This is a genomic window from Chromohalobacter marismortui (assembly GCF_004364315.1).
GTDB lineage: Bacteria > Pseudomonadota > Gammaproteobacteria > Pseudomonadales > Halomonadaceae > Chromohalobacter > Chromohalobacter marismortui.
Genome location: NZ_SOBR01000008.1, coordinates 16,353 through 35,668 on the forward strand (window position 1 = coordinate 16,353; position 19,316 = coordinate 35,668).

General features: G+C 64.3%; 20 protein-coding genes. 6 read left to right on the forward strand and 14 right to left on the reverse strand.

Translation table 11 applies throughout. The features are described 5' to 3' along the window. The first annotated feature begins 1 nt into the window (after position 1). Positions 2 to 898, forward strand: coding sequence for a LysR family transcriptional regulator (locus C8E00_RS14320; protein WP_166638334.1), 897 nt, complete (start codon positions 2 to 4; stop codon positions 896 to 898). A gap of 78 nt (positions 899 to 976) precedes the next feature. On the opposite strand, the gene C8E00_RS14325 is transcribed toward C8E00_RS14320, so the two are convergent. The 14 genes from C8E00_RS14325 to def all read right to left on the reverse strand — a co-directional run bounded on the left by C8E00_RS14325 (position 977) and on the right by def (position 14,483). Then, a complete protein-coding gene (locus C8E00_RS14325; protein ID WP_133698206.1) occupies positions 977 to 1,267 on the reverse strand; it encodes a HigA family addiction module antitoxin in 291 nt (96 codons plus the stop codon). A gap of 96 nt (positions 1,268 to 1,363) precedes the next feature. Continuing rightward, positions 1,364 to 1,816, reverse strand: a complete 453-nt coding sequence (locus C8E00_RS14335) for a DJ-1/PfpI family protein (protein ID WP_133698207.1) — start codon at positions 1,814 to 1,816, stop codon at positions 1,364 to 1,366. Between the two features lie 95 nt (positions 1,817 to 1,911). Continuing rightward, on the reverse strand, positions 1,912 to 2,625 hold the full coding sequence (locus tag C8E00_RS14340) for a LysE family translocator (RefSeq protein ID WP_133698208.1): 714 nt from the start codon (positions 2,623 to 2,625) through the stop codon (positions 1,912 to 1,914). Positions 2,626 to 2,691: 66 nt separating this feature from the next. Further along, entirely contained in the window at positions 2,692 to 3,282 is a 591-nt protein-coding gene (locus C8E00_RS14345; RefSeq protein WP_166638335.1) for a SagB/ThcOx family dehydrogenase, read from the reverse strand. 129 nt (positions 3,283 to 3,411) lie between these two features. Next, on the reverse strand, positions 3,412 to 4,569 hold the full coding sequence (locus tag C8E00_RS14350) for a GGDEF domain-containing protein (RefSeq protein WP_166638336.1): 1,158 nt from the start codon (positions 4,567 to 4,569) through the stop codon (positions 3,412 to 3,414). A gap of 260 nt (positions 4,570 to 4,829) precedes the next feature. Beyond that, a complete protein-coding gene (locus C8E00_RS14355; protein WP_133698211.1) occupies positions 4,830 to 6,044 on the reverse strand; it encodes a TraB/GumN family protein in 1,215 nt (404 codons plus the stop codon). A 109-nt stretch (positions 6,045 to 6,153) separates the two neighbouring features. Then, positions 6,154 to 7,365, reverse strand: coding sequence for a serine/threonine transporter SstT (gene sstT, locus C8E00_RS14360; protein WP_133698212.1), 1,212 nt, complete (start codon positions 7,363 to 7,365; stop codon positions 6,154 to 6,156). A gap of 204 nt (positions 7,366 to 7,569) precedes the next feature. After that, positions 7,570 to 9,018, reverse strand: coding sequence for a TrkH family potassium uptake protein (locus tag C8E00_RS14365; protein WP_133698213.1), 1,449 nt, complete (start codon positions 9,016 to 9,018; stop codon positions 7,570 to 7,572). Positions 9,019 to 9,064: 46 nt separating this feature from the next. Next, a complete protein-coding gene (gene trkA / locus C8E00_RS14370; RefSeq protein WP_133698214.1) occupies positions 9,065 to 10,438 on the reverse strand; it encodes a Trk system potassium transporter TrkA in 1,374 nt (457 codons plus the stop codon). Positions 10,439 to 10,533: 95 nt separating this feature from the next. After that, positions 10,534 to 10,740, reverse strand: a complete 207-nt coding sequence (locus C8E00_RS14375; RefSeq protein WP_133698215.1) for a dodecin — start codon at positions 10,738 to 10,740, stop codon at positions 10,534 to 10,536. Positions 10,741 to 10,774: 34 nt separating this feature from the next. Beyond that, a complete protein-coding gene (gene pncA / locus C8E00_RS14380; RefSeq protein WP_133698216.1) occupies positions 10,775 to 11,437 on the reverse strand; it encodes a bifunctional nicotinamidase/pyrazinamidase in 663 nt (220 codons plus the stop codon). Positions 11,438 to 11,515: 78 nt separating this feature from the next. Further along, positions 11,516 to 12,832 (reverse strand): 16S rRNA (cytosine(967)-C(5))-methyltransferase RsmB, encoded by a 1,317-nt coding sequence (gene rsmB / locus C8E00_RS14385; protein ID WP_133698217.1) that lies wholly within the window; start codon positions 12,830 to 12,832, stop codon positions 11,516 to 11,518. Beyond that, entirely contained in the window at positions 12,829 to 13,803 is a 975-nt protein-coding gene (gene fmt / locus C8E00_RS14390) for a methionyl-tRNA formyltransferase (RefSeq protein WP_133698218.1), read from the reverse strand. Before fmt ends, rsmB begins: the two co-directional genes overlap by 4 nt. A 167-nt stretch (positions 13,804 to 13,970) precedes the next feature. Beyond that, positions 13,971 to 14,483, reverse strand: a complete 513-nt coding sequence (def, locus tag C8E00_RS14395) for a peptide deformylase (protein WP_133698219.1) — start codon at positions 14,481 to 14,483, stop codon at positions 13,971 to 13,973. 250 nt (positions 14,484 to 14,733) lie between these two features. On the opposite strand from def, the gene C8E00_RS14400 reads away from it, so the two are divergent. The 5 genes from C8E00_RS14400 to aroE all read left to right on the forward strand — a co-directional run bounded on the left by C8E00_RS14400 (position 14,734) and on the right by aroE (position 19,242). Beyond that, complete coding sequence (locus C8E00_RS14400) at positions 14,734 to 15,618, forward strand: hypothetical protein (protein WP_133698220.1); 885 nt, start codon at positions 14,734 to 14,736, stop codon at positions 15,616 to 15,618. 11 nt (positions 15,619 to 15,629) lie between these two features. Next, the gene (dprA, locus tag C8E00_RS14405; RefSeq protein ID WP_133698221.1) at positions 15,630 to 16,769 is read left to right on the forward strand and encodes a DNA-processing protein DprA; all 1,140 of its coding nucleotides are present in this window, start codon (positions 15,630 to 15,632) and stop codon (positions 16,767 to 16,769) included. A gap of 89 nt (positions 16,770 to 16,858) precedes the next feature. Further along, positions 16,859 to 17,416: an L-threonylcarbamoyladenylate synthase type 1 TsaC gene (gene tsaC, locus C8E00_RS14410; protein WP_133698222.1), complete on the forward strand. Its 558-nt coding sequence runs from the start codon at positions 16,859 to 16,861 to the stop codon at positions 17,414 to 17,416. Between the two features lie 81 nt (positions 17,417 to 17,497). Beyond that, positions 17,498 to 18,418, forward strand: a complete 921-nt coding sequence (gene hemF / locus C8E00_RS14415) for an oxygen-dependent coproporphyrinogen oxidase (RefSeq protein ID WP_133698293.1) — start codon at positions 17,498 to 17,500, stop codon at positions 18,416 to 18,418. Next, positions 18,415 to 19,242: a shikimate dehydrogenase gene (gene aroE / locus C8E00_RS14420; protein WP_133698223.1), complete on the forward strand. Its 828-nt coding sequence runs from the start codon at positions 18,415 to 18,417 to the stop codon at positions 19,240 to 19,242. The genes hemF and aroE overlap by 4 nt, the downstream gene beginning before the upstream one ends. Positions 19,243 to 19,316 lie beyond the last annotated feature (74 nt).

Below are 19,316 nucleotides of genomic sequence, written 5' to 3' on the forward strand. Positions count from 1 at the left end.
AATGGCAGTCATCGGAAATACCGATAGCACGGCGCTGGCCGCGCTGGACAGCGATCTGCTGCTGGCCTTCGTCACCGTGGCCGACAGCGGCGGTTTCACCGCTGCGGCGCGCTACCTGCACAAGACGCAGTCGACCATCAGTCTGCGCATCAGCACGCTCGAGTCGCGCCTCGACACCTTGCTGATCGAGCGTGGCAGCCGTCGGCTCACCTTGACCGGCGATGGCGAGACCTTCCTCGTCTACGCGCGGCGCCTGCTGCAGCTGCAACGCGAGGCGATCGCGGCGCTGGGGCGTTCGCAGCCGGTGACGCTGCGCTTCGGCCTTCCCGAGGATTACGCCGACACCTGGCTGCCGGCGCTGCTCGAACGCTTCGGCGCTCAACATCCCGAGGTCCATGTGCATATCCACTGCCGCATGTCGACGGAACTGCTGGAGCAATTGGAGAAAGGCTCGCTGGATATCGTGCTGGCGGTGCAGCACGCCGCGGACAGTGGAGGGCGGCCCGTGGCCACGGAGGACGTGGTCTGGGCGGCGCATCGGCGTTTTGCGCTCGATCCCGGGCGGCCGATCCCGCTGGCGCTGTTCCCGGAGCAGTGCATTTACCGGCGCCGGGCGCTGGCCGCGCTGGCCGGCATCGGTCGCGACTGGCAACTCGACTCCACCAGTCAGAGTCCGAGTGGTTTGCGCGTCATCGTCAATCAGGGCCAGACGCTGACCGTGACCGATCGCCGCTCGCTACCCGAGAACTGGCGAGCGCTGGGGGAAGAGGAGGGCCTGCCGTCGTTGCCCCCCGCCGTGATCGAAGTGCACCGTTCTCCGAGCCTGACGCACCCCGCCTTCGACGACTTCGTGGCGCTGATCGACGAGGTGCTGGAAGAGAGCGGCGTGGCGAAGTGAAGGGTCAGGGGAGCGGCGGGCAATCGAGGGGCAGCGGTTCATGTCGCCGCCTTGCTCGATGGCATCGCTTGGATCGCCTTACGCCACCCTGGGGCGAATGCCCTCAAAATGGCCGTGCCGACGAGCCTCTTCCAGATCATAGGCGTTCTGCAACCGCAGCCAATAACCCGGGCTGGTGCCGAAGTAAATTGACAGTCGCAGATCCGTGTCCGCCGTGATCGACCTTGCCCTGCGCGTGATTTCACCGATACGCGTGGCAGGCACACCGATAGCCGTCGCTAGGGCATTCTTGGTCAAGCCCAACGGGCCGATAAAATCCTCCAGCAGAATCTCACCGGGATGAATGTTGGGGAGCCGTTCTTCAGTCATGGTTTTACCTCCCTCAGTGATAATCGATGATTTCGGCATCATGAGCGTTGCCGCTCTCGAACCGAAAACAAATTCGCCACTGATCATTGATACGAATTAAATAACGCGTAACAGCATATGACGCAATGCGTTATATATGGTCGGAGGGATCATCAAGGCTAGCGACGTGTGGCGTAACGCTCGGCCAGGTATTGCGCCTGGCGGTAACGTGAGGCCCGCCGCTCCCAGAATCAATGAGCCGGTGCATACCGAGGTCACGAATTGTGCGGTGCCGGCCAAGTGTCGAATGGCATTGATAAAACGGATGTCCTCGGCCGCATCGAGGCAGCCCAGGCCACCGGGAACGCAGAGAACGTCGCAAGCCGCGATGTCTGTCAGGTCGTCCAGGTTGGAAAACGTCAATCCTTGGACGTCAACGGGCTCCCCGTCGGTGGATGCGACCACCACGTCGATTTGCGGCACACGCGAGAAGAATTGATGAGGCCCGGTGAAATCCAGGTGCGTTACGCCGGGATAGATCGGTATGACGATACGTATCTTCGAGTCCACGATAGCTGTCTCTTTAGAGCGGATTCGAGGTATAGATTAGCGTGAACCGTAATAGCCTAGAATAACTTGTTGCATCGAATCCTCTATCTCTCGGCTTAAGCTTGGCGTTTCGCCAACGCCAACCACCCGGCCAGGCTAACCATTAGCGAGCCGCTGATACCATCCAGCCAGCGTTGCCGGCTCAGACTGATGCGTCCGCGCCCGAGTAGATGTCCCGCGCCGGCATAGAGCAGCGCGCAAACGAACTCGATCAAGATATAAGCCAGCCCCGCCAGCATGATGGCCGGTGCGAACGACACGCTATCGGCATGCAAAAACTGCGGCAGGAAGAGCGCAAACAGCACATATGCCTTGGGGTTGGAGAATGCGACCAGCGCTTCCCGGCGTAGCAGCGGCCAGGTCTGCGCAGTCTCGATGCCCTCGCTCGGGCTTACCGCTTTAGGTCGCCAAGCCGTGAGCAATGATCTCACTCCGAGATATGACAGATACGCCACGCCAATCCACTTGAGCACGCTGAAGAACATCGCGGAGGTTGCCAGCCAATGCCCGAGCCCCACCGCGACACCGACCACCATCAAGGCGAACGCTGCGAAGCGTCCGCAGGCCGCCGTCATGGCAGGCGCGACACCGACATGGAAACCATTGGAAAGCGATAAGAGCTGATTTGCGCCAGGCGTCAGCGCCATGATCGCGGACGCGCCGATCAGGAGCGGCCAGTCGATGGAGGTAACCGCACCCGGGAACGCCTGTGTCATGACCACGATGATCAGCGCCATCAGGCCACTGCAGAATAATGGGACGCGGATCATGGTCACTCCTTCCTTGGTGGAAAACCGTCAGTGGCTCTCGGACATCGTTTATTCCGTCGGGGCCCGTTACTGCGTAGCAGCCGGCCAACCGAAGCACAAATGGATTAGCGGCGTTATAGGCGCTTCGAGGGCCAGCGCTTCTGCCGTGGCCTCGTCGCGGAAGCCGGCGACGAGCACGCTGCCCAGTCCTTCGGCCGTTGCCTGCAACTGCATGTTCTGAGCCGCGGCGCCCGCCTCGATCCAAGCATAGCGCTGGCCGCGTGATCCATAGGGCGGTTGATCGGCGAATGTTTGGGTTGCGGCGCCCATGTCGGCACAGATCGTGATAATGCCGGCTGCCTGACCGATCCAGGGTTGCTCCTCGAGTGCCGCGTGCTGGAGTGCATCTCGTATGTCGTGGTCGAGGTGCGTTTTCAGCCTGCAGCTTTCGAGGTCGAAGATGTAGGTCGCTGCGTCCAAATCGCGAATGCGCCCGGCTATCGCTAATAGCTTGAGAGGGTAGAGAGAACTCGCCGAAGGCACGCTGCGTTTGCCATCGGCATGGGTAATGCCCTGAGCGGTCTTCAGCAGTCTGTCGAGGAGTGCGCGAGGAACCGCCTGCGGGCTGAAATCACGACAGCTATAACGCGACTGGATGGTGTGCTCGAACGAGGCCACATTTCGCTCCTTGGTCTGGTGGATTAGGTGATGCACAGCGATGCCCGCGTTGAGGATGTCGACAGGCCCGTTATGGCAAGGCGAATCGGCGAGTAAGGCCCATCGCCCTGCCAGGAGATGCTTGCGGGGTCAGACCTGCTCGGTCAGTTCCTGAAAGCATCCCTTGCCTTGCCGCTTGGCTCGGTAAAGGGACTGATCCGCCTGGGCGACCAGGCGCTCCAGACGGTCGCGATCCATGCCTCGCCAATCCTGGCAATGCACGAGCCCGATGCTCAGCCCTATCCCCGGGTAGGCGTGAGCGGTATCGGCCGTGATGTCGATCAGCCGTTGAGCGACGCTGCGACTCGCCTCGGGGCTGGTACCCGGTAGCAGGATCACGAATTCATCGCCTCCCCAGCGTGCGAGGATATCGTCATTTCTCAATGCCTCGCTCATTGCATTGGCAATGTCGCGAAGCAGCTCATCGCCGGTCATGTGGCCGTAGGTGTCGTTGATGTGCTTGAAGCCGTCGAGATCCGAAAAGAGCAGGCTGACGGGAAGTGGCGCGCGCCCTGGCCCACGGATCGCCAGGGCCTCGCGATACCACCCCTCTCGGTTGAGCAGTTCGGTCAGCGGGTCGAGATTTGCTCGTCGCTGACTGTGATACTCGCCGAGCAGGGCTTGAATCGACAGGTCGTCGAGAGCGCGAATGATCTTGTATAGCCCCATCCAGAAGAAGGGACCTTGCAGCACGAATATCCAGAACCAGGGTTCGGGCTGGAAGGGCACCGCGAGCTTGAGCGGTAGATCCAGCAGCATGACCTGCAACATCGCATAGCGAGGCGTGCCATGAGAATAGCACGCGGCGAGGGAGGCAAAGACCACCATTGAGGGAATGACCAGTACCTGCAGGACGGCGTCGCCGCTGAGCAGGCAAAGCGCGGTACCCAGCCCGGTCGTGGCACACCAGAGCAGGTTGACCAGGTAAATCTGGTCGGCGGGGTTGGCGATGCGCCGGCGCCATTGTTGCCGGATCTGATAATGCAGTCCAACACGGTAAATCGTGAGCGTGAGGGTGATCAGACACCAGAGCCAGAATAACGGGGTTGGGTGACGATAAAGCCCGATCAACGTGAGCAGGAGGGTCGAGAGCGTGCCGGACCACATGGTGGCTGTCTGAACGTTGGGTCCCGAGATCAAGCGTCGCTGAATATTGAGGGGCAGGCGTTCATTGCAGAGCAGCCAGCGAAAGAAGCGCCAGTTCGGCATGGAATACACGTTGTGATGCATGTAACGCTTGTCTGGCATACGGGCTGCCCTCATCGGTAAAACGTTCTTGCGTGGCGACGGGGCTATCGCATGCTGCAAAACGTCGCCGATTTCGTTCTTAGGGCTGAGCGTGCCTGTCTTGCGTACGAGACTCCAATCATTTTATCGGCAGGGAACGTCGTTTTCGTAGGCTAAGCCTGGAACGTTACGGCAGCTAACGGGGCCGATGGATCGAGCGGCCGATGATCGGCCGCTCGAGCGCGTGCGCAGGAGATGTGCAAGCGGATGAAAAGAGGTGCCTACCCGAACAATTGCCCGGCGATACGCAGCCCGGCGATCCAGGTGCCGGCGGCGGAGCCCAGCGTGGCGAGCAGGAAGACCAGCAGCGTGCGGGCGACGCGGTTCTTCCACCAGCCGCGCGGTGCGCTGACGTCATGGCGCAGGCGTGAGAAATCCCCCACGGTGGGGCGGCGCAGGGCCAGTTCCACGCCCGCGGCGACGAAACCGGCGCCGATGGTCGGGTTGAGTGAGGTCAGTGGCGCGGCGATGAAGGTGGCGATGATGGTCAGCGGATGCGCCAGCGCGATGGCACTGCCCAGTGCCGAGAGGGCGCCGTTGATCAAGAACCATTCGCCGACCAGTGACCAGCCGAGCCCGGTGTCGCGGGAGAAGCCGATGGCGAAGCCGGTCAGTACCAGCGCGACGATGACCCACGGCAGAGCTTTCCAAAGCTTGGATCGCTGGGGGGTGACTTCCAGTGAGCGCCGTTCCTCGTCGATGGCCTCGGCACCGGGTGGTTGCTGCCCCAGCACTTGCAGGTGTTCCCCGAGACCTTTCATGTGCCCGGCGCCGACGACGACCAGAATATGCCGTGGCGCTTTTCCGGCAATTTCCTCGCGCAGGCGCAGCGCCATGTAGCGATCACGCTCGCGAATCAAGGGGGCATAGAGCGACTCGGATTGCTCGGCGAATTCGGCGAAGGTCGATTCGAGCACGTCGCCTTCCTTGAGGCGCTCGATCTCTTCGCTGGAGACTTTCTTGCGCGACATCACGCTGCCCAGCAGCCCTGAGATCAGGCTCATGCGCTGCCACCAGGGCACGTTGTGATAGATGCGCTTGAGGGTCACGCCAATGTCGCGATCGACGAGATACAACGGCAGGTCCGCGCGCTTGGTTTCCTTGATCGCCATTTGCATCTCGGCCCCCGGCGTCACGCCGGACTGCTCGGCGACGCGTTGCTGGAAGGCGCCCAGCGCGAGACTCGCGGCGACCATGCCGGCCTTGCCCTGACGCAGGACCTGGAAGAGATCCATCTTGGCCATGGCGTCGGGCTGGGTGGCGCTCTGGTAGCGAGTGGGGCACAACTCGATGGCCACGGCGTCGAAGTCGCCGGAACGGATCATTTCGCGGACCTCGTCGGCGCTGGCGCGCGAGACGTGGGCGGTACCCAGAAGGGTGTAACGGGTCTCACCCTGATCGATGACCTGGCGAGGGCCGGCGGTAGTATCGGGCATGCGGCGTTTCGCTTCGGTGGCGGAAAAGCTCGATTATCCACGATGGCCGGGGGCGGGCCAAACCCGGCCCCGCTCGATGCGACCACGAACGGGGCGTCGAGCGCACGAATCAGTGCTTGGCGCGGCACGCCGCAGCGGTAAACAACACATCGGTAGACGAGTTGAGAGCCGTTTCCGTGGCATCTTGCACGACGCTGATGACGAAGCCGATGGCAACGACCTGCATGGCCACCTCATTGGAGATGCCGAACAGACTGGCGGCCATCGGGATGAGCAGCAGAGAGCCGCCGGCCACCCCGGAAACACCGCAGGCAGCGAGTGAGGCGACGATACACAGCAACAGGGCCGAGGCGAAGTCCACGCCGATGCCCAGGGTATGCGCGGTCGCCAGGGTGATCACCGAGATGGTGATGGCGGCGCCGGCCATGTTGATGGTGGCGCCCAGCGGAATCGAAATCGAATAGGTGTCGGCGTCCAGCTCCAGGCGTTCGCAAAGTGCCATGTTGACGGGAATGTTGGCGGCACTGCTGCGCGTGAAGAATGCCGTGATGGCGCTGCCGCGCAGACAGGCGAAGACCAGCGGGTACGGATTGCGCCGTGTCGCCAGGAATACGATCAAGGGGTTGGTGACCAGCGCCACGCACAGCATGCAGCCGACGATGACGGCCAGCAGATGGGCGTAGTCGAGCAGTGCCGTCATGCCGGTATCCGCGAGGGTGCCGGCGACCAGCCCGAAGATGCCCAGCGGTGCGAAGCGGATCACCAGGCGCACGATGTTGGAGACGGCCTCGGAGAAGGCATTGAGCACGCCGAGCGTGGTCTCGGCAGCGCCGCGCAGCATGATGCCCAGCGCGATCGCCCAGGCCAGTATGCCCACGAAATTGGCGTTCATCAGCGCATGGATGGGGTTGTCGACGACATTGAGCAGCAGATGGCGCAGGATCTCGGCGATGCCGCCTGGTGGCTGGCCGCTTGCCTGGGGCGCGTCGATGACCAGCGATGTCGGGAACACGAAGCTGGCGATGACGGCCACCAAAGCGGCGCACAGGGTGCCGACCATGTACAGCAGCAGCACGCCGCGCATATGCGTGGGTTGGCCGCGACGGTGATTGGCGATGGCCGCCATGACCAGCAGGAAGACCAGCACCGGCGCCACCGCTTTCAAGGCCGAGATGAAGACTTGGCCCAGAAGTGATAGCGAGGCGGCGGCCTCGGGCCATACGCTGGCCACGACGATGCCGAGGACGATACCGATGACGATTTGCGGAATGAGCCCTAGGCGAACCATCGCGCGTACAGGGCTGGCAAGGCTGGTGGACATGACGCTTTCTCGAGTCTGAATAACGGATGAAGGCCCGTCGCGGTGGGCCGGGAAGCGCGCATGGTAGCATTGCCACCATCGCGATACCCGAGCAAACGGCTTCAAAAGTCTCTGTCTTCAGTGAAATGAGAAAGTGAAAGTCGTGGTCACCAGTATGAAGCAGGCACCCAGGCGCTTTTGAAGAGAATATTTTCGCGTGCCGCTTCAGCGACGCCAGAAGGCCGGCGTAAATAGCACCAGGATGGTGAAGATTTCCAGGCGTCCGAACATCATGGCGACCACCAGAGTCCACTTGGCGAGATCCGGCATTTCACCGTAGTGCGCCGCCACGCCACCCAGCCCCGGGCCCAGGTTGTTGAGGGCCGAGCCCACCGCCGACCAGGCCGTCACCTGATCCAGTCCGGAGGCGAGCAGAATCAACAGCATCAGCACGAACAGCAGCATATACGCGGAGAAGAATCCCCACACCGCTTCGGCGACGCCACTGGAGATGCGCATTTTGCCCACCTTGACCGAGAACACCGCGTTGGGGTGGATCAGGCGGTGAATCTCGCGCAGGCCCTGCTTGAGAATCAATAGAATGCGGATCACCTTCATGCCCCCGCCGGCGGACCCCGAGCAGGCGCCGACGAAAGCGCCAATGAACAGCATGAACGGCAACACACCGGGCCAGACGGTGAAGTCGGCGACGCCGAAACCGGTGGTAGTGGCGATCGAGACCGCCTCGAACAAACCGTGGCGCAGTCCCAGGGTGTCGTCGTAGGTGCCACTGATGAATAGCGTGGCTATGGTGATGCTGACCAATAGCGCGAGAAAGATGATGAAAAAACGGAATTCCGGATCGACCAGATAATGGCGCAGGCGCTTCTCGCGCCACACCGCGAAGTGCAGCCCGAAACTCAATGACGATATCACCATGAAGAACACGCAGATCAGCTCGATGGCCGCGCTATCGAAATAGCCGATACTGGCGTCGTGAGTCGAGAAGCCGCCGATGGCGACGGTGGAGAAGCTATGCCCGATGGCGTCGAACCAGCTCATGCCCGCCAGCCAATAGGCCAAAAAACATGTCAGCGTCAGGGCGGCGTAGATATACCACAGCGCCTTGGCGGTCTCGGTGATACGCGGGGTCAGCTTGGAGTCCTTCAGCGGCCCGGGAATCTCGGTGCGGTAGAGCTGCATGCCACCGATGCCCAGCGTCGGCAGGATTGCCACCGCCAGGACCACGATCCCCATGCCGCCTAGCCACTGCAACTGTTGGCGGTAGAAAAGGACCGACTCGGGCAGCAGGTCGATACCGGTGAGAATGGTGGCACCGGTGGTAGTGAGGCCGGAGAAGGACTCGAACACGGCGTCGGTGAACGACAGCGACGGGTCGGCGGCAAGCATGAGTGGCAGCGACCCGAACAGCCCCAGTACGCTCCAGAACATCACGGTGATCAGAAAACCATCGCGAGTGCGCAATTCACGTCGGGCATGACGGGTCGGCCAGTAAAGCAGGGCCCCGGTGGTGAACGAGATGCCCAGACCGATGACGAAGGCGTCCCAAGTGGCATCCTCGAAAATCAACGAAATCACGATCGGTGGCACCATGGTCAGGCTGAACATCATCAACAACAGCCCGACGATCCGCATGATCACCAGGAAACTCATGGTAGGCGCCTTGCCATGATAGGGGCTTTGCGTGACCGAATACTCATCAGAAGAACGTCAGCCCTACCTGGAAAAGACGCTCGACCTCCCGGATGCGGCGCTTGTCGATGACAAACAGAATGACGTGATCGCCGCTTTCCACGACGACGTCGTCGTGGGCGATAAGGACGTCCTTGCCGCGCACGATGGCACCGATGGTGGTGCCACTGGGCAGGTCGATTTCGTCGATGGTGCGTCCCACCACCTTGGACGAGCGTGAATCGCCGTGGGCGATGGCCTCGATGGCCTCGGCGGCCCCGCGTCGCAGCGAGTGAACGTTGACGATATCGCCGCGCCGCACATGGGTGAGCAGGCCGCCGATGGTGGCCTGCTGCGGCGAGATGGCGATATCGATCTCGCCGCCCTGGACGAGATCCACGTAGGCGGCGTTGTTGATCAGGGTCAGCACCTTCTTGGCCCCCAGGCGCTTGGCCAGCATCGACGACATGATGTTGACCTCGTCGTCGTTGGTCAGCGCACAGAAGATATCGCAATCTTCGATGTTTTCTTCCAGCAATAGGCGCTTGCTGGTCGCGCTGCCGTGCAGGACCACGGTACGGTCGAGGCGCTCGGACAGGACCGTGCAGCGCTCGAGTTCATGCTCGATGATCTTGACCTGGTGGCTGTGTTCGAGCGTCTCGGCGAGCCGTTCGCCGATGTTGCCGCCGCCGGCAATGATCACCCGGCGGAAGTCACGATCGACCTTGCGCAGCTCGCTCATGACCGCGCGGATGTCCTTGCGCGCGGCGATGAAGAAGACTTCATCGTCGGCCTCGATGACCGTGTCGCCCCGTGGGATCAGGGGGCGGTTACGGCGATAGATCGCCGCCACGCGAGTATCCACGTTGGGCATGTGACGCCGCAGGAAGCCGAGCTCCTGACCCACCAGTGGTCCGCCATAATAGGCCTTGACGGCTACCAACTGGGCCAGACTGCCGGCGAAGTCGAGGACCTGCAGGGCACCGGGGTACTCGATCAGGCGGCGGATATGGTCGGTGACCACCTGCTCGGGACTGATCAGCACATCGATGGGAATCGCGTCGTGGGAGAACAATCCCTTGCGCGTCAGGTAAGCGGTGGCACGCACGCGGGCGATCTTGGTCGGCGTGCGAAACAGCGTATGCGCGACCTGGCAGGCGACCATGTTGACTTCGTCGGAGTTGGTCACCGCGATCAGCATGTCCGCATCCTCGCCGCCCGCCTGGCGAAGCACCATGGGATAGGACGCCGTGCCCACCACCGTGCGGATATCCAGACGGTTGTGGAGTTCGCGCAGGCGCTTGGTGTCGACATCCACCACGGTGATGTCGTTTTCTTCGCTGGCCAGGTGTTCCGCCAGCGTACCGCCGACCTGGCCGGCGCCGAGGATGATGATCTTCATGCGAGGGAGAATCCGCGCTCAGTGACTGGCGCGTAGCATAAACCAGTCAGCGCCCCCAATGACAGGGGCGCGATGGTGCTCGGGCGCAAGCCCGATCAGTCGAGGGAGAGCCCCACCTTGAGGGTGACCTGCCAGTGCCCCACGCGACCGTCCTCGAGATGGCCGCGCATGTCGATGACCTCGAACCAGCGCATGCCGTGCAGTGTCTCGCGCGCTTTTTCCAGGGCGTTGTTCACGGCATCTTCGACACCATTCGGTGAGGAGCCGGTCAGTTCGATGTGCTTGTAGACATGATCGCTCATGGCGTTCTCCTTGCGCTTGTCGTGCGATGGGGGCTCAAGCGCCGATGATCTCGACGCCGAGCCGGGTGAGACGTTGCCGCGTGGCGGCATCCGTGTCATGGGTGACCGGGCGGGTCAGCGGCCATAGAAAGCGTGTCTCGAAACCTGCGGCGATGGCATCCTCGGCGCTCCACAGCACGCATACATCACGCGCCAGGCCGCAGAGATAGACACTGTCGACGCCGCGTTCGCGTAGCCAGCCGGCCAACCCCGTGGTGGGACGTGTGCCATCGGGACCCAGGTTGTTGCGAAAGGCGCTGTAGGAATCGATGCGGGGGTCGCCTCCCTTGCGTACGATCAGATCCACCGGGGCCCAGTCGAGTTCGGGATGCAGGCGAGCGCCGGGCGTGTTCTGCACGCAGTGATCGGGCCATAGGGTCTGCGGCTCGCCGTAGAGATCGAGGGTGTCGAAGGGTTGATAGCCCGCATGCTCGCTGGCGAAGGAGACATGCCGGGCGGGATGCCAATCCTGGGTGGCCACGACGTGTGCGAAACGTCGCTCGCTGAGCAACTGGCTCAGCCCCGGCAGGATGGCATCGCCATCGGCGCAGGCCAGGGCGCCGCCGGGCATGAAGTCGCCTTGCACGTCGACGACGAGCAGGGCGCAACGCGTATCGATGATCTCGAGGGCATCCTGCAACACGAGGGCTCCACTCATGGGTGCGATGCCCTCAGTATCGAAGTCTCCTGCGCCCCTGGCAAGGGACGCCGACGACTGGCGGTGTGTGGCGGCGGGTTACGCGGGCTGCTTGCGCAAGCGTGCGTAGAAGAAACCATCGTGGCCGTCGATGCGCGGCAGGAGCTGGCGTCCGGCGCCGGCGGGGCGGCCCCAGTCGACGTCGAGTTCGTCGGCACGGGCGTCCGGGGTGCGGGCGAGGAAGGCCGCGATCTGATCGGCGTTTTCCTCGGGCATCACCGAACAGGTGGCATACAGCAGTGTGCCGCCGGGGGCCAGGGTCGTCCACAGCGTGTCGAGCAGGCGGACCTGCAGCGCGGCGAGCTCACGGATGTCGCGGGGACGACGCAGGCGCTTGATGTCCGGGTGGCGGCGAATGACGCCGGTGCCCGAGCAGGGCGCGTCGAGCAGCACGGTATCGAAAGCTCGTTCGTCCCACCACCCGAGGCGAGTGGCATCGGCAGTCACGGTGGTGGCCTCGAGCCCGAGGCGCGTCAGGGTGGCGTCGACGCGGCCGAGCCGCTCGGCGTCGCTGTCCAGGGCGGTCAGTTTCAGGTCGAAGGCTTCGAGCAGGTGCGCGGTCTTGCCGCCGGGGGCGCTGCAGGCATCCAGTACGCGAGCGCCGGGCGTCGTGGCCAGGGCCGGTTCGAGTAATGGTGCGGTCAGCTGGGCGGCCTCGTCCTGCACGCTCACCGTGCCCTCACTGAAGCCGGGCAGGGCGCGCACGTCACAGGCTTCGTGCAAGGTTACGCCATCCGGCGCGTACGGCGTAGGGTCGGCGGCGAGGCCGGCGTCCCGCAAGCGGGCCAAGTACGTTTCGCGATCTTCGTGGCGACGATTGACGCGCAGGGTCATGGGGCCGGGTTGGTTATTGGCCTCGGCCAGCCCACGCCAGTCGTCGGGCCAGGCCTCGCGCCAACGCGTGAGCATCCACTCGGGATGCAGCAGCGCGATGCTCGGGTCGCGATCGACCTGCGCTTGAAGCGTCTGGCTATCGCGCTGAAAGCGGCGCAGGCAGCCATTGAGCACGCGGGTGGCCCAGCCCTTGCCCAGCGCCCGAGCGGCCCCGGCGGTTTCCCCCACGGCGGCATGCGCGGGGACACGCATGTACGAGAGCTGATAGAGGCCGAGCAGCAACAGCGCCTGGATGTCCTGGTCGCGGCGCTTGAATGACTGGCGCAGCAGGACCCCGGACAGCGCCTCAAGGCGCGGCAATGTGCGGCAGACACCGAAGCACAGCGCCTTGGCCAGGCCGCGATCGCGGCCTTCGATACCCGCGGATTCCAAGGTGCTGTCGAGGGCGTTCAGCGACCCCTTGCCGTCGAGCACGGGGGCCAGGGCGGAGGCGCAGACGGCGCGGATGTCCGGTGTACTCATGAGGTGGTCTCCTGACCCAGTCGCTGCCCCGGAGCAAAGCGCTCGCCACGGGCATTGAGCAGATCGCGCACCGCGAGCGGCTTGCCGCCGGGCAGCTGCGCGCGGGTAATATGCAGCACCTGAGTGCCGTCGGGGCCGCAGGCGATGCGCAGGGCGTCCGGGGCGTTCTCCAGCAGCGTGCCGGGGGGCGTGGCGGTGCCGTTGTCGGGGCCAGGTACGGCCAGCCATAGTCGCAACGGCTCGCCGGCGAGGCGCGTCCAGGCCACCGGCCAGGGATTGAAGGCATGCACGCGGGCGGCGAGTTCGGCGGCAGGGCGCGTGAAGTCGAGCTCGGCCTCGGCCTTGCTGAGTTTGGTGGCGTAGGTGACGCCCTCGCTCGGCTGGGGCGTCGCCGTCAGGTCGTCCGTCGCCAGGGCGTCGAGTGCCTCGACGATGGCCTTTCCGCCCAACGTGGCAAGACGGTCGTGCAGCTCGCCGCCGGTGGTGGTCGCGGTGATCGGCGTGTCGCGCACCAGCAGCATGTCGCCGGTATCGAGGCCGGCGTCCATCTGCATGATGGTCACCCCGCTACGCGTGTCGCCGGCTTCGATGGCGCGCTGAATGGGGGCCGCGCCGCGCCAACGGGGCAACAGCGAAGCATGCACGTTGAGGCAGCCCAGACGCGGGGTATCCAACACCGCTTGCGGCAGGATCAATCCATAGGCGACCACCACCATCACGTCGGCGTCGCAGGCGGCAAGCGTCTGCTGGGCGTCGGGCGCCTTGAGCGTGGTGGGCTGATGAATGGGCAGCGCGTGTTCGAGCGCCAGTGCCTTGACCGGGCTGGGCGTGAGCTTGCGCCCGCGTCCCGCGCCACGGTCGGGCTGGGTATGCACCGAGACGACTTCGTGGCGGCTGTCGAGCAACGCCGCGAGGCTGGCGGCGGCGAAATCGGGCGTGCCGGCGAATGCGACGCGCAATGATTGGGACATCGGGTGAACTTCCATAACGGCGTGCGAGGCCTGGATGATAGCGGATGCGGCGGCGATGGCAGAAGCCGCATGGCGCTGGTGCGCGCGTTCGTTCAATGTCACGGGCCGGCAGGTGCCGGCCCGCGTGACGAGTGCGAGGCGGGAGCGAGACGAAAGGTGACGTGACCTCAGGCGTCCTGCATGGCCTTGTGGCGTTTCTGCATCTTTTTCATGATGCGGTCGCGCTTGAGCGGCGAGAGATAGTCGACGAACAACGTGCCCTCGAGGTGATCGCACTCATGCTGGATGCAGTGGGCGAGCAGGCCGTCGGCTTCCAGCTCGTAGGGCGTGCCGTCGCGATCCAGCGCCTTGAGCGAGACCCGTAACGCACGCGGTACTTCGGCGTAATGATCGGGGATCGACAGGCAGCCTTCCTGCATGGGTTCGCGTTCCTCACCCAGCGGCGTGTATTGAGGGTTGATCAGTACGCGGGGCTGCGAGCGATCGTCACTGACGTCCATGACGATGACGCGGCGATGCACGTCGACCTGAGTCGCGGCCAGGCCGATGCCTTGGGCGTCGTACATGGTGTCGAGCATGTCGTCGACCAGCGTACGGATCTCGTCGTCGACGGTCTCGACGGGCGCCGCCTTTTTACGCAGGCGCTCGTCGGGAAATTCGAGAATGGTCAGCTTGGCCATGGCGTTAAGAAAACCGTTATGCTGTTACGTGAAATGTGTCCGCTAGTGTAATGCGCCATCGTCGGGAACGGAACCGAGAGGACGCCGCTGCCCCCGATAGCGGATGGTCAGGCAGCGTACCGCCGGTAGCGGCGAAGCGTGGCGGCATAAGATGTATCAAGTATAGCAGTGCGTCCAGACGCATGCCGAGGACCGAGGGCGTCGGCGCCGTAACGATTTGACGTACGAACGATCAGAAGAAGAGACGATCATGTGGGCAGGCTATGGCGGTCGGTTAGTAGCACTCGTGCTGGTGCTGGTTGGCGTTGTGGGTGTGGCATCTGCCGCCGAGGAGCGCGATGGGCCGCAGGATGTCGTGCATCTCTCTCCGCGTATACGTGAAGTGCCGCCGAGCGAAGCGACGCCTAGCATCAAGCGTCGAACGATAGCGCCTTTCCTGAACGACTATCGCCTCCTCGACTCGCGCGCCAAGCTCAAGGAGACGTCCTACGTCGTCGCGGGCGATGACGGGCAGCAGCTGATCGGCAGCGGCGACCGGTTTTATGCCCGTGCTGGCAAGGGCGCCGGGCTCTCGCGTGATGCGCGGCGCGTCATCTACCGTCCCGGGACGGTCTACCGTGATCCGGAAAGCGGCGCGCTACTCGGTATCGAGCTCCGCGCGGTAGGCGAGGCGGGGTGGGTGAAGCGCGAAGGTAATCTGGCAGTGTTCGAGGTACTCGAGGCGCGTCGGGAAGTGCGCCCCGGTGACCGACTACTGCCGTATCGCGAAGAACGTCTCTCTCTGACGTTTCCCCTCCAGGTTCCAGAGCACGCCGTCGACGGCGAAATACTGGGGGCGCCTGAAAGCATGAATTACGTCGGTCGGCACGCCATCGTGGCGCTTGACCTGGGACGCAGGAATGGCATCACGCCGGGGACCGTACTCGCCCTGGATGCTGCGCCGGTGCGGGTGGCCGATCCGATCGAGGGCGACACGCTGCACCTGGCGGGTGCGCCTGGCGGCCTGGCGATGGTGTTCGAGAGCTTCGAGCGGGTCAGCTACGCGCTGATCCTGGAGGCCACGCGGCCATTGGAGGTGGGCGATGGCGTGAGCACGCCCGAGCGGCATGTGCTGACGTCATTGGACGTACGATGAGGAAGGCGCGCATGATCACAGCGAGAGAGTGGTGTGCCCTGGCGCATCTCCCCAAACTCGGTGCCCGGCGCTTGGCGGTCATTCGCCGAGAGCTGGCCGCGCAAGGGCTCGATGACGCCTGGCCCCAGGCCTGGCTCGCGGCGATGCCCGCCGGGCCGCGCGAGACGCTCAGGTACTGGCTCGAGCACCCAGCCAAGAGCCCCCTCGAGACATCGGTGAGCCAGGCATTGGCCTGGGAGGCCAGCGCGCCATCGCACCACCTGCTGTATCCCGGCCATCCCGCCTGGCCCGCGCTGCTCGATGAAATCGTCGATCCGCCGGCGCTGTTATGGGCCAAGGGCGATTTGGCCACCCTCGATCTGCCGGGACTGGCCATGGTCGGTACGCGGCGCCCGACCCGCGAAGGCAGCGACAACGCGGCCTTTTTCGCCCGTGAACTCGTGGTCGCCGGCTTCGGCATCATCAGCGGCATGGCATTGGGAGTCGACGGCGTCGCCCAGCGGGCGGCGCTGGATGTCGGCGGTCGCAGCGTGGCGGTACTCGGTTGCGGTGTGGACGTGATCTACCCGCCCCGCCATGCCGGCCTGTATCGTCGTCTGCTCGACGAAGGCGGTCTACTGCTCTCGGAGCACCCTGCCGAGACGCGCGCCCATGCGCGCTATTTCCCGCGCCGCAATCGCATCATCACCGGCTTGTCGCTGGGCGTTCTGGTCGTCGAGGCGGCCGAGAAAAGCGGCTCGCTGGTCAGTGCGCGGCTGGCGATGGAGCAGAACCGCGAGGTGTTTGCGCTTCCCGGCTCGCTGCACAATGTGCAGGCGCGCGGCAACCTGGGGTTGATCCGCGACGGTGCTTGCCTGGTATGCGGGCGTGACGACATCCTCGAGCAGCTCGGCCATTGGCAGGCGTTGAACGCGGCGACGCCCGACGCCGACACGGCGACACCACCAGCGCGTACAGAGGCACCGGCGCCCTCCGATGTGCCCCAGGATCCGTTACTGGCGTTGTTGGACACGGTTCCCACGCCGCTGGACGTGCTCGTCGAGCGCAGCGCGCTGGATGTCGGTGGTTGTCAGATGCGCCTGTTGGAACTGGAACTCGCCGGCCAGGCCGCGCAGGTTAGCGGGGGCTGGGTGCGCCGCGCCACTCACTGAACACCTGCGACAGCGTGGCACGGCATCCTGCCCCACGTGCGTGATAAGATGGCTGCCTCTTGTATCGCCGTGAAGTGAAATCCTTCGCCATGTCAGAGACCTCCGACACTCTCAGTCATGCCGTGGCGGCATTGCGCCGCGGTGCGATTGTGGCCTATCCCACCGAAGCGGTGTGGGGACTGGGCTGCGATCCCGATGACGATGCCGCGCTGGCGCGGCTGATCGAACTCAAGCAGCGCGATCCCGCCAAGGGTTTGATCCTGATCGCCGCTGACATGGACCAGCTCGAGCCTTGGCTGGTGGGGCGCGATGCGTCGCAACGTGCGCGCTTGGCCGCAAGCTGGCCGGGCCCCCATACTTGGCTGGTACCCGACAACGGCCGGGCACGTCCACTGCTGCGCGGCGAACACGCCACCCTGGCGGTGCGCGTCAGCGATCATCCTTTGGTCAAGGCACTGTGCAACGCCTTCGGCGGCCCGCTGGTCTCGACCTCGGCCAATCGTGCCGGTTCGCCGCCTGCCATGAGTGCCGACGACATACGCGCGACCTTCGGCGAGGCGGTGACGCTCGTCGATGGACCGCTGGGCGGATATGAACGGCCGAGCACGATCCGTGATCTGACGAGCGGCGAGGTCCTGCGCGATTGAGGCGTAGCAGGGTGGCGTACGTTTTACGTCATGGCCGAGCGCTACATGAGTCAAACCAACCGACAACCCGAGGAGAGCGACGTGGCGCACCCCCATCTCGACAAGGTGAAGGAGTATCTACTCGACTTGCAGGAACGTCTCTGTGAAGGCTTGGCCGCCGAGGATGGCACGGCCTTTCGTGAAGACAGCTGGACACGTGAGTCGGGAGGGGGCGGTCGCTCGCGGGTGATCGAAGACGGTAAGGTGTTCGAGAAGGGCGGCGTCAACTTCTCGCATGTCTTCGGCGAACGCCTGCCGGCCTCGGCCTCGGCCGCGCGGCCCGAATTGGCCGGGCGCAGCTTCCATGCCGTGGGTGTGTCCTGGGTGCTGCATCCGCATAACCCGCACGTGCCCACCGCGCATGGCAATGTGCGTTTCTTCATCGCCGAAAAAGACGGTGCCGAGCCCGTGTGGTGGTTCGGTGGCGGTTTCGATCTGACGCCGTTCTATCCGGTGTTCGAGGACGTGGTCCATTGGCACCGCGTGGCCCGCGATACCTGCGCGCCGTTCGGCGAGGAGGTCTACCCGCGCTTCAAGCAGTGGTGCGACGATTATTTTACCCTGCATCATCGCGGCGAAACGCGTGGCGTCGGTGGGCTGTTCTTCGACGATCTCAACGAATGGGAGTTCGAGCGCTGCTTCGCGTTCCAGCAGGCGGTGGGCGATGCCTTTCTCGATGCCTATCTGCCCATCGTAAGGCGGCGGCGCGAGACACCCTACGGTGAGCGTGAACGTGATTTCCAGGCCTTCCGACGCGGGCGCTACGTCGAGTTCAACCTGGTCTGGGACCGCGGCACCCTGTTCGGCCTTCAAAGTGGCGGGCGCACCGAGTCGATCCTGATGTCGATGCCGCCGCTGGCGCAATGGCAGTACTGCTGGGCGCCCGAGCCGGATAGCGAGGAGGCACGTCTGGCCGATGAATTCCTGCACCCGCGCGAATGGCTCGAGGAGGCCGAGGCATGAGCGATCGTTACTGTGTCTTCGGCCATCCCATCGCGCATTCGCGCTCACCGCGCATTCATGCGCTATTCGCCGAGCAGTGTGGCCAGGCCATGACCTACGAGGCCATCGAGGCGCCGCGCGAGGACTTCGCCGGCGCCTGGCACGCGTTCATGGCCGCCGGCGGATGCGGTGCCAATGTCACCGTGCCGTTCAAGGAAGAGGCGTATCGCGTGGCGGATGTGCTCAGCCAGCGTGCCCGCCGTGCCGGGGCCGTCAATACGCTGGTACACGGCCGTGACGGGCGCACCTATGCCGATACCACCGATGGCGTGGGGCTAGTGCGTGACCTCGAGTGGCACGGTGTGGCGCTTTACGACGCACGGATTCTCGTTCTCGGGGCGGGGGGGGCCGTACGCGGCGTACTCGATCCGTTGCTGGCGGCGGGGCCACGCGCACTGCATATTGCCAATCGCACCGCCGAGAAGGCCGTGGGTCTGGCGGCTGACGTTCACGCGCAAGAACGTGGGCAGCAGGCAAGCGTGACGGGGGGCGGCTATGATGCCCTGGAAGGCGCTTACGATGTCGTCATCAATGGCACCAGTGCCTCGCTGGCCGGTGATCTGCCCCCCTTGCCCGACACGTTGCTCGCCGATACGGGCGTGGCCTACGACATGATGTACGCCGCCGATCAGACCGTTTTCCTGCAATGGGCGGGGGCGCGCGGCGCGCGCACCATCGATGGCCTGGGCATGTTGATCGAGCAGGCCGCCGAGGCGTTCTTTCTGTGGCGCCAGGTGCGCCCCGATACTGGGCCGGTACGCGATACGTTACGCCACGAACTTTGACGTTCCGCAGGCACCTGGGGTCAGGCGCTGGTGTGGGAGCGAATCCATTCTCCCTCCCACAACCCCGGCAAGGC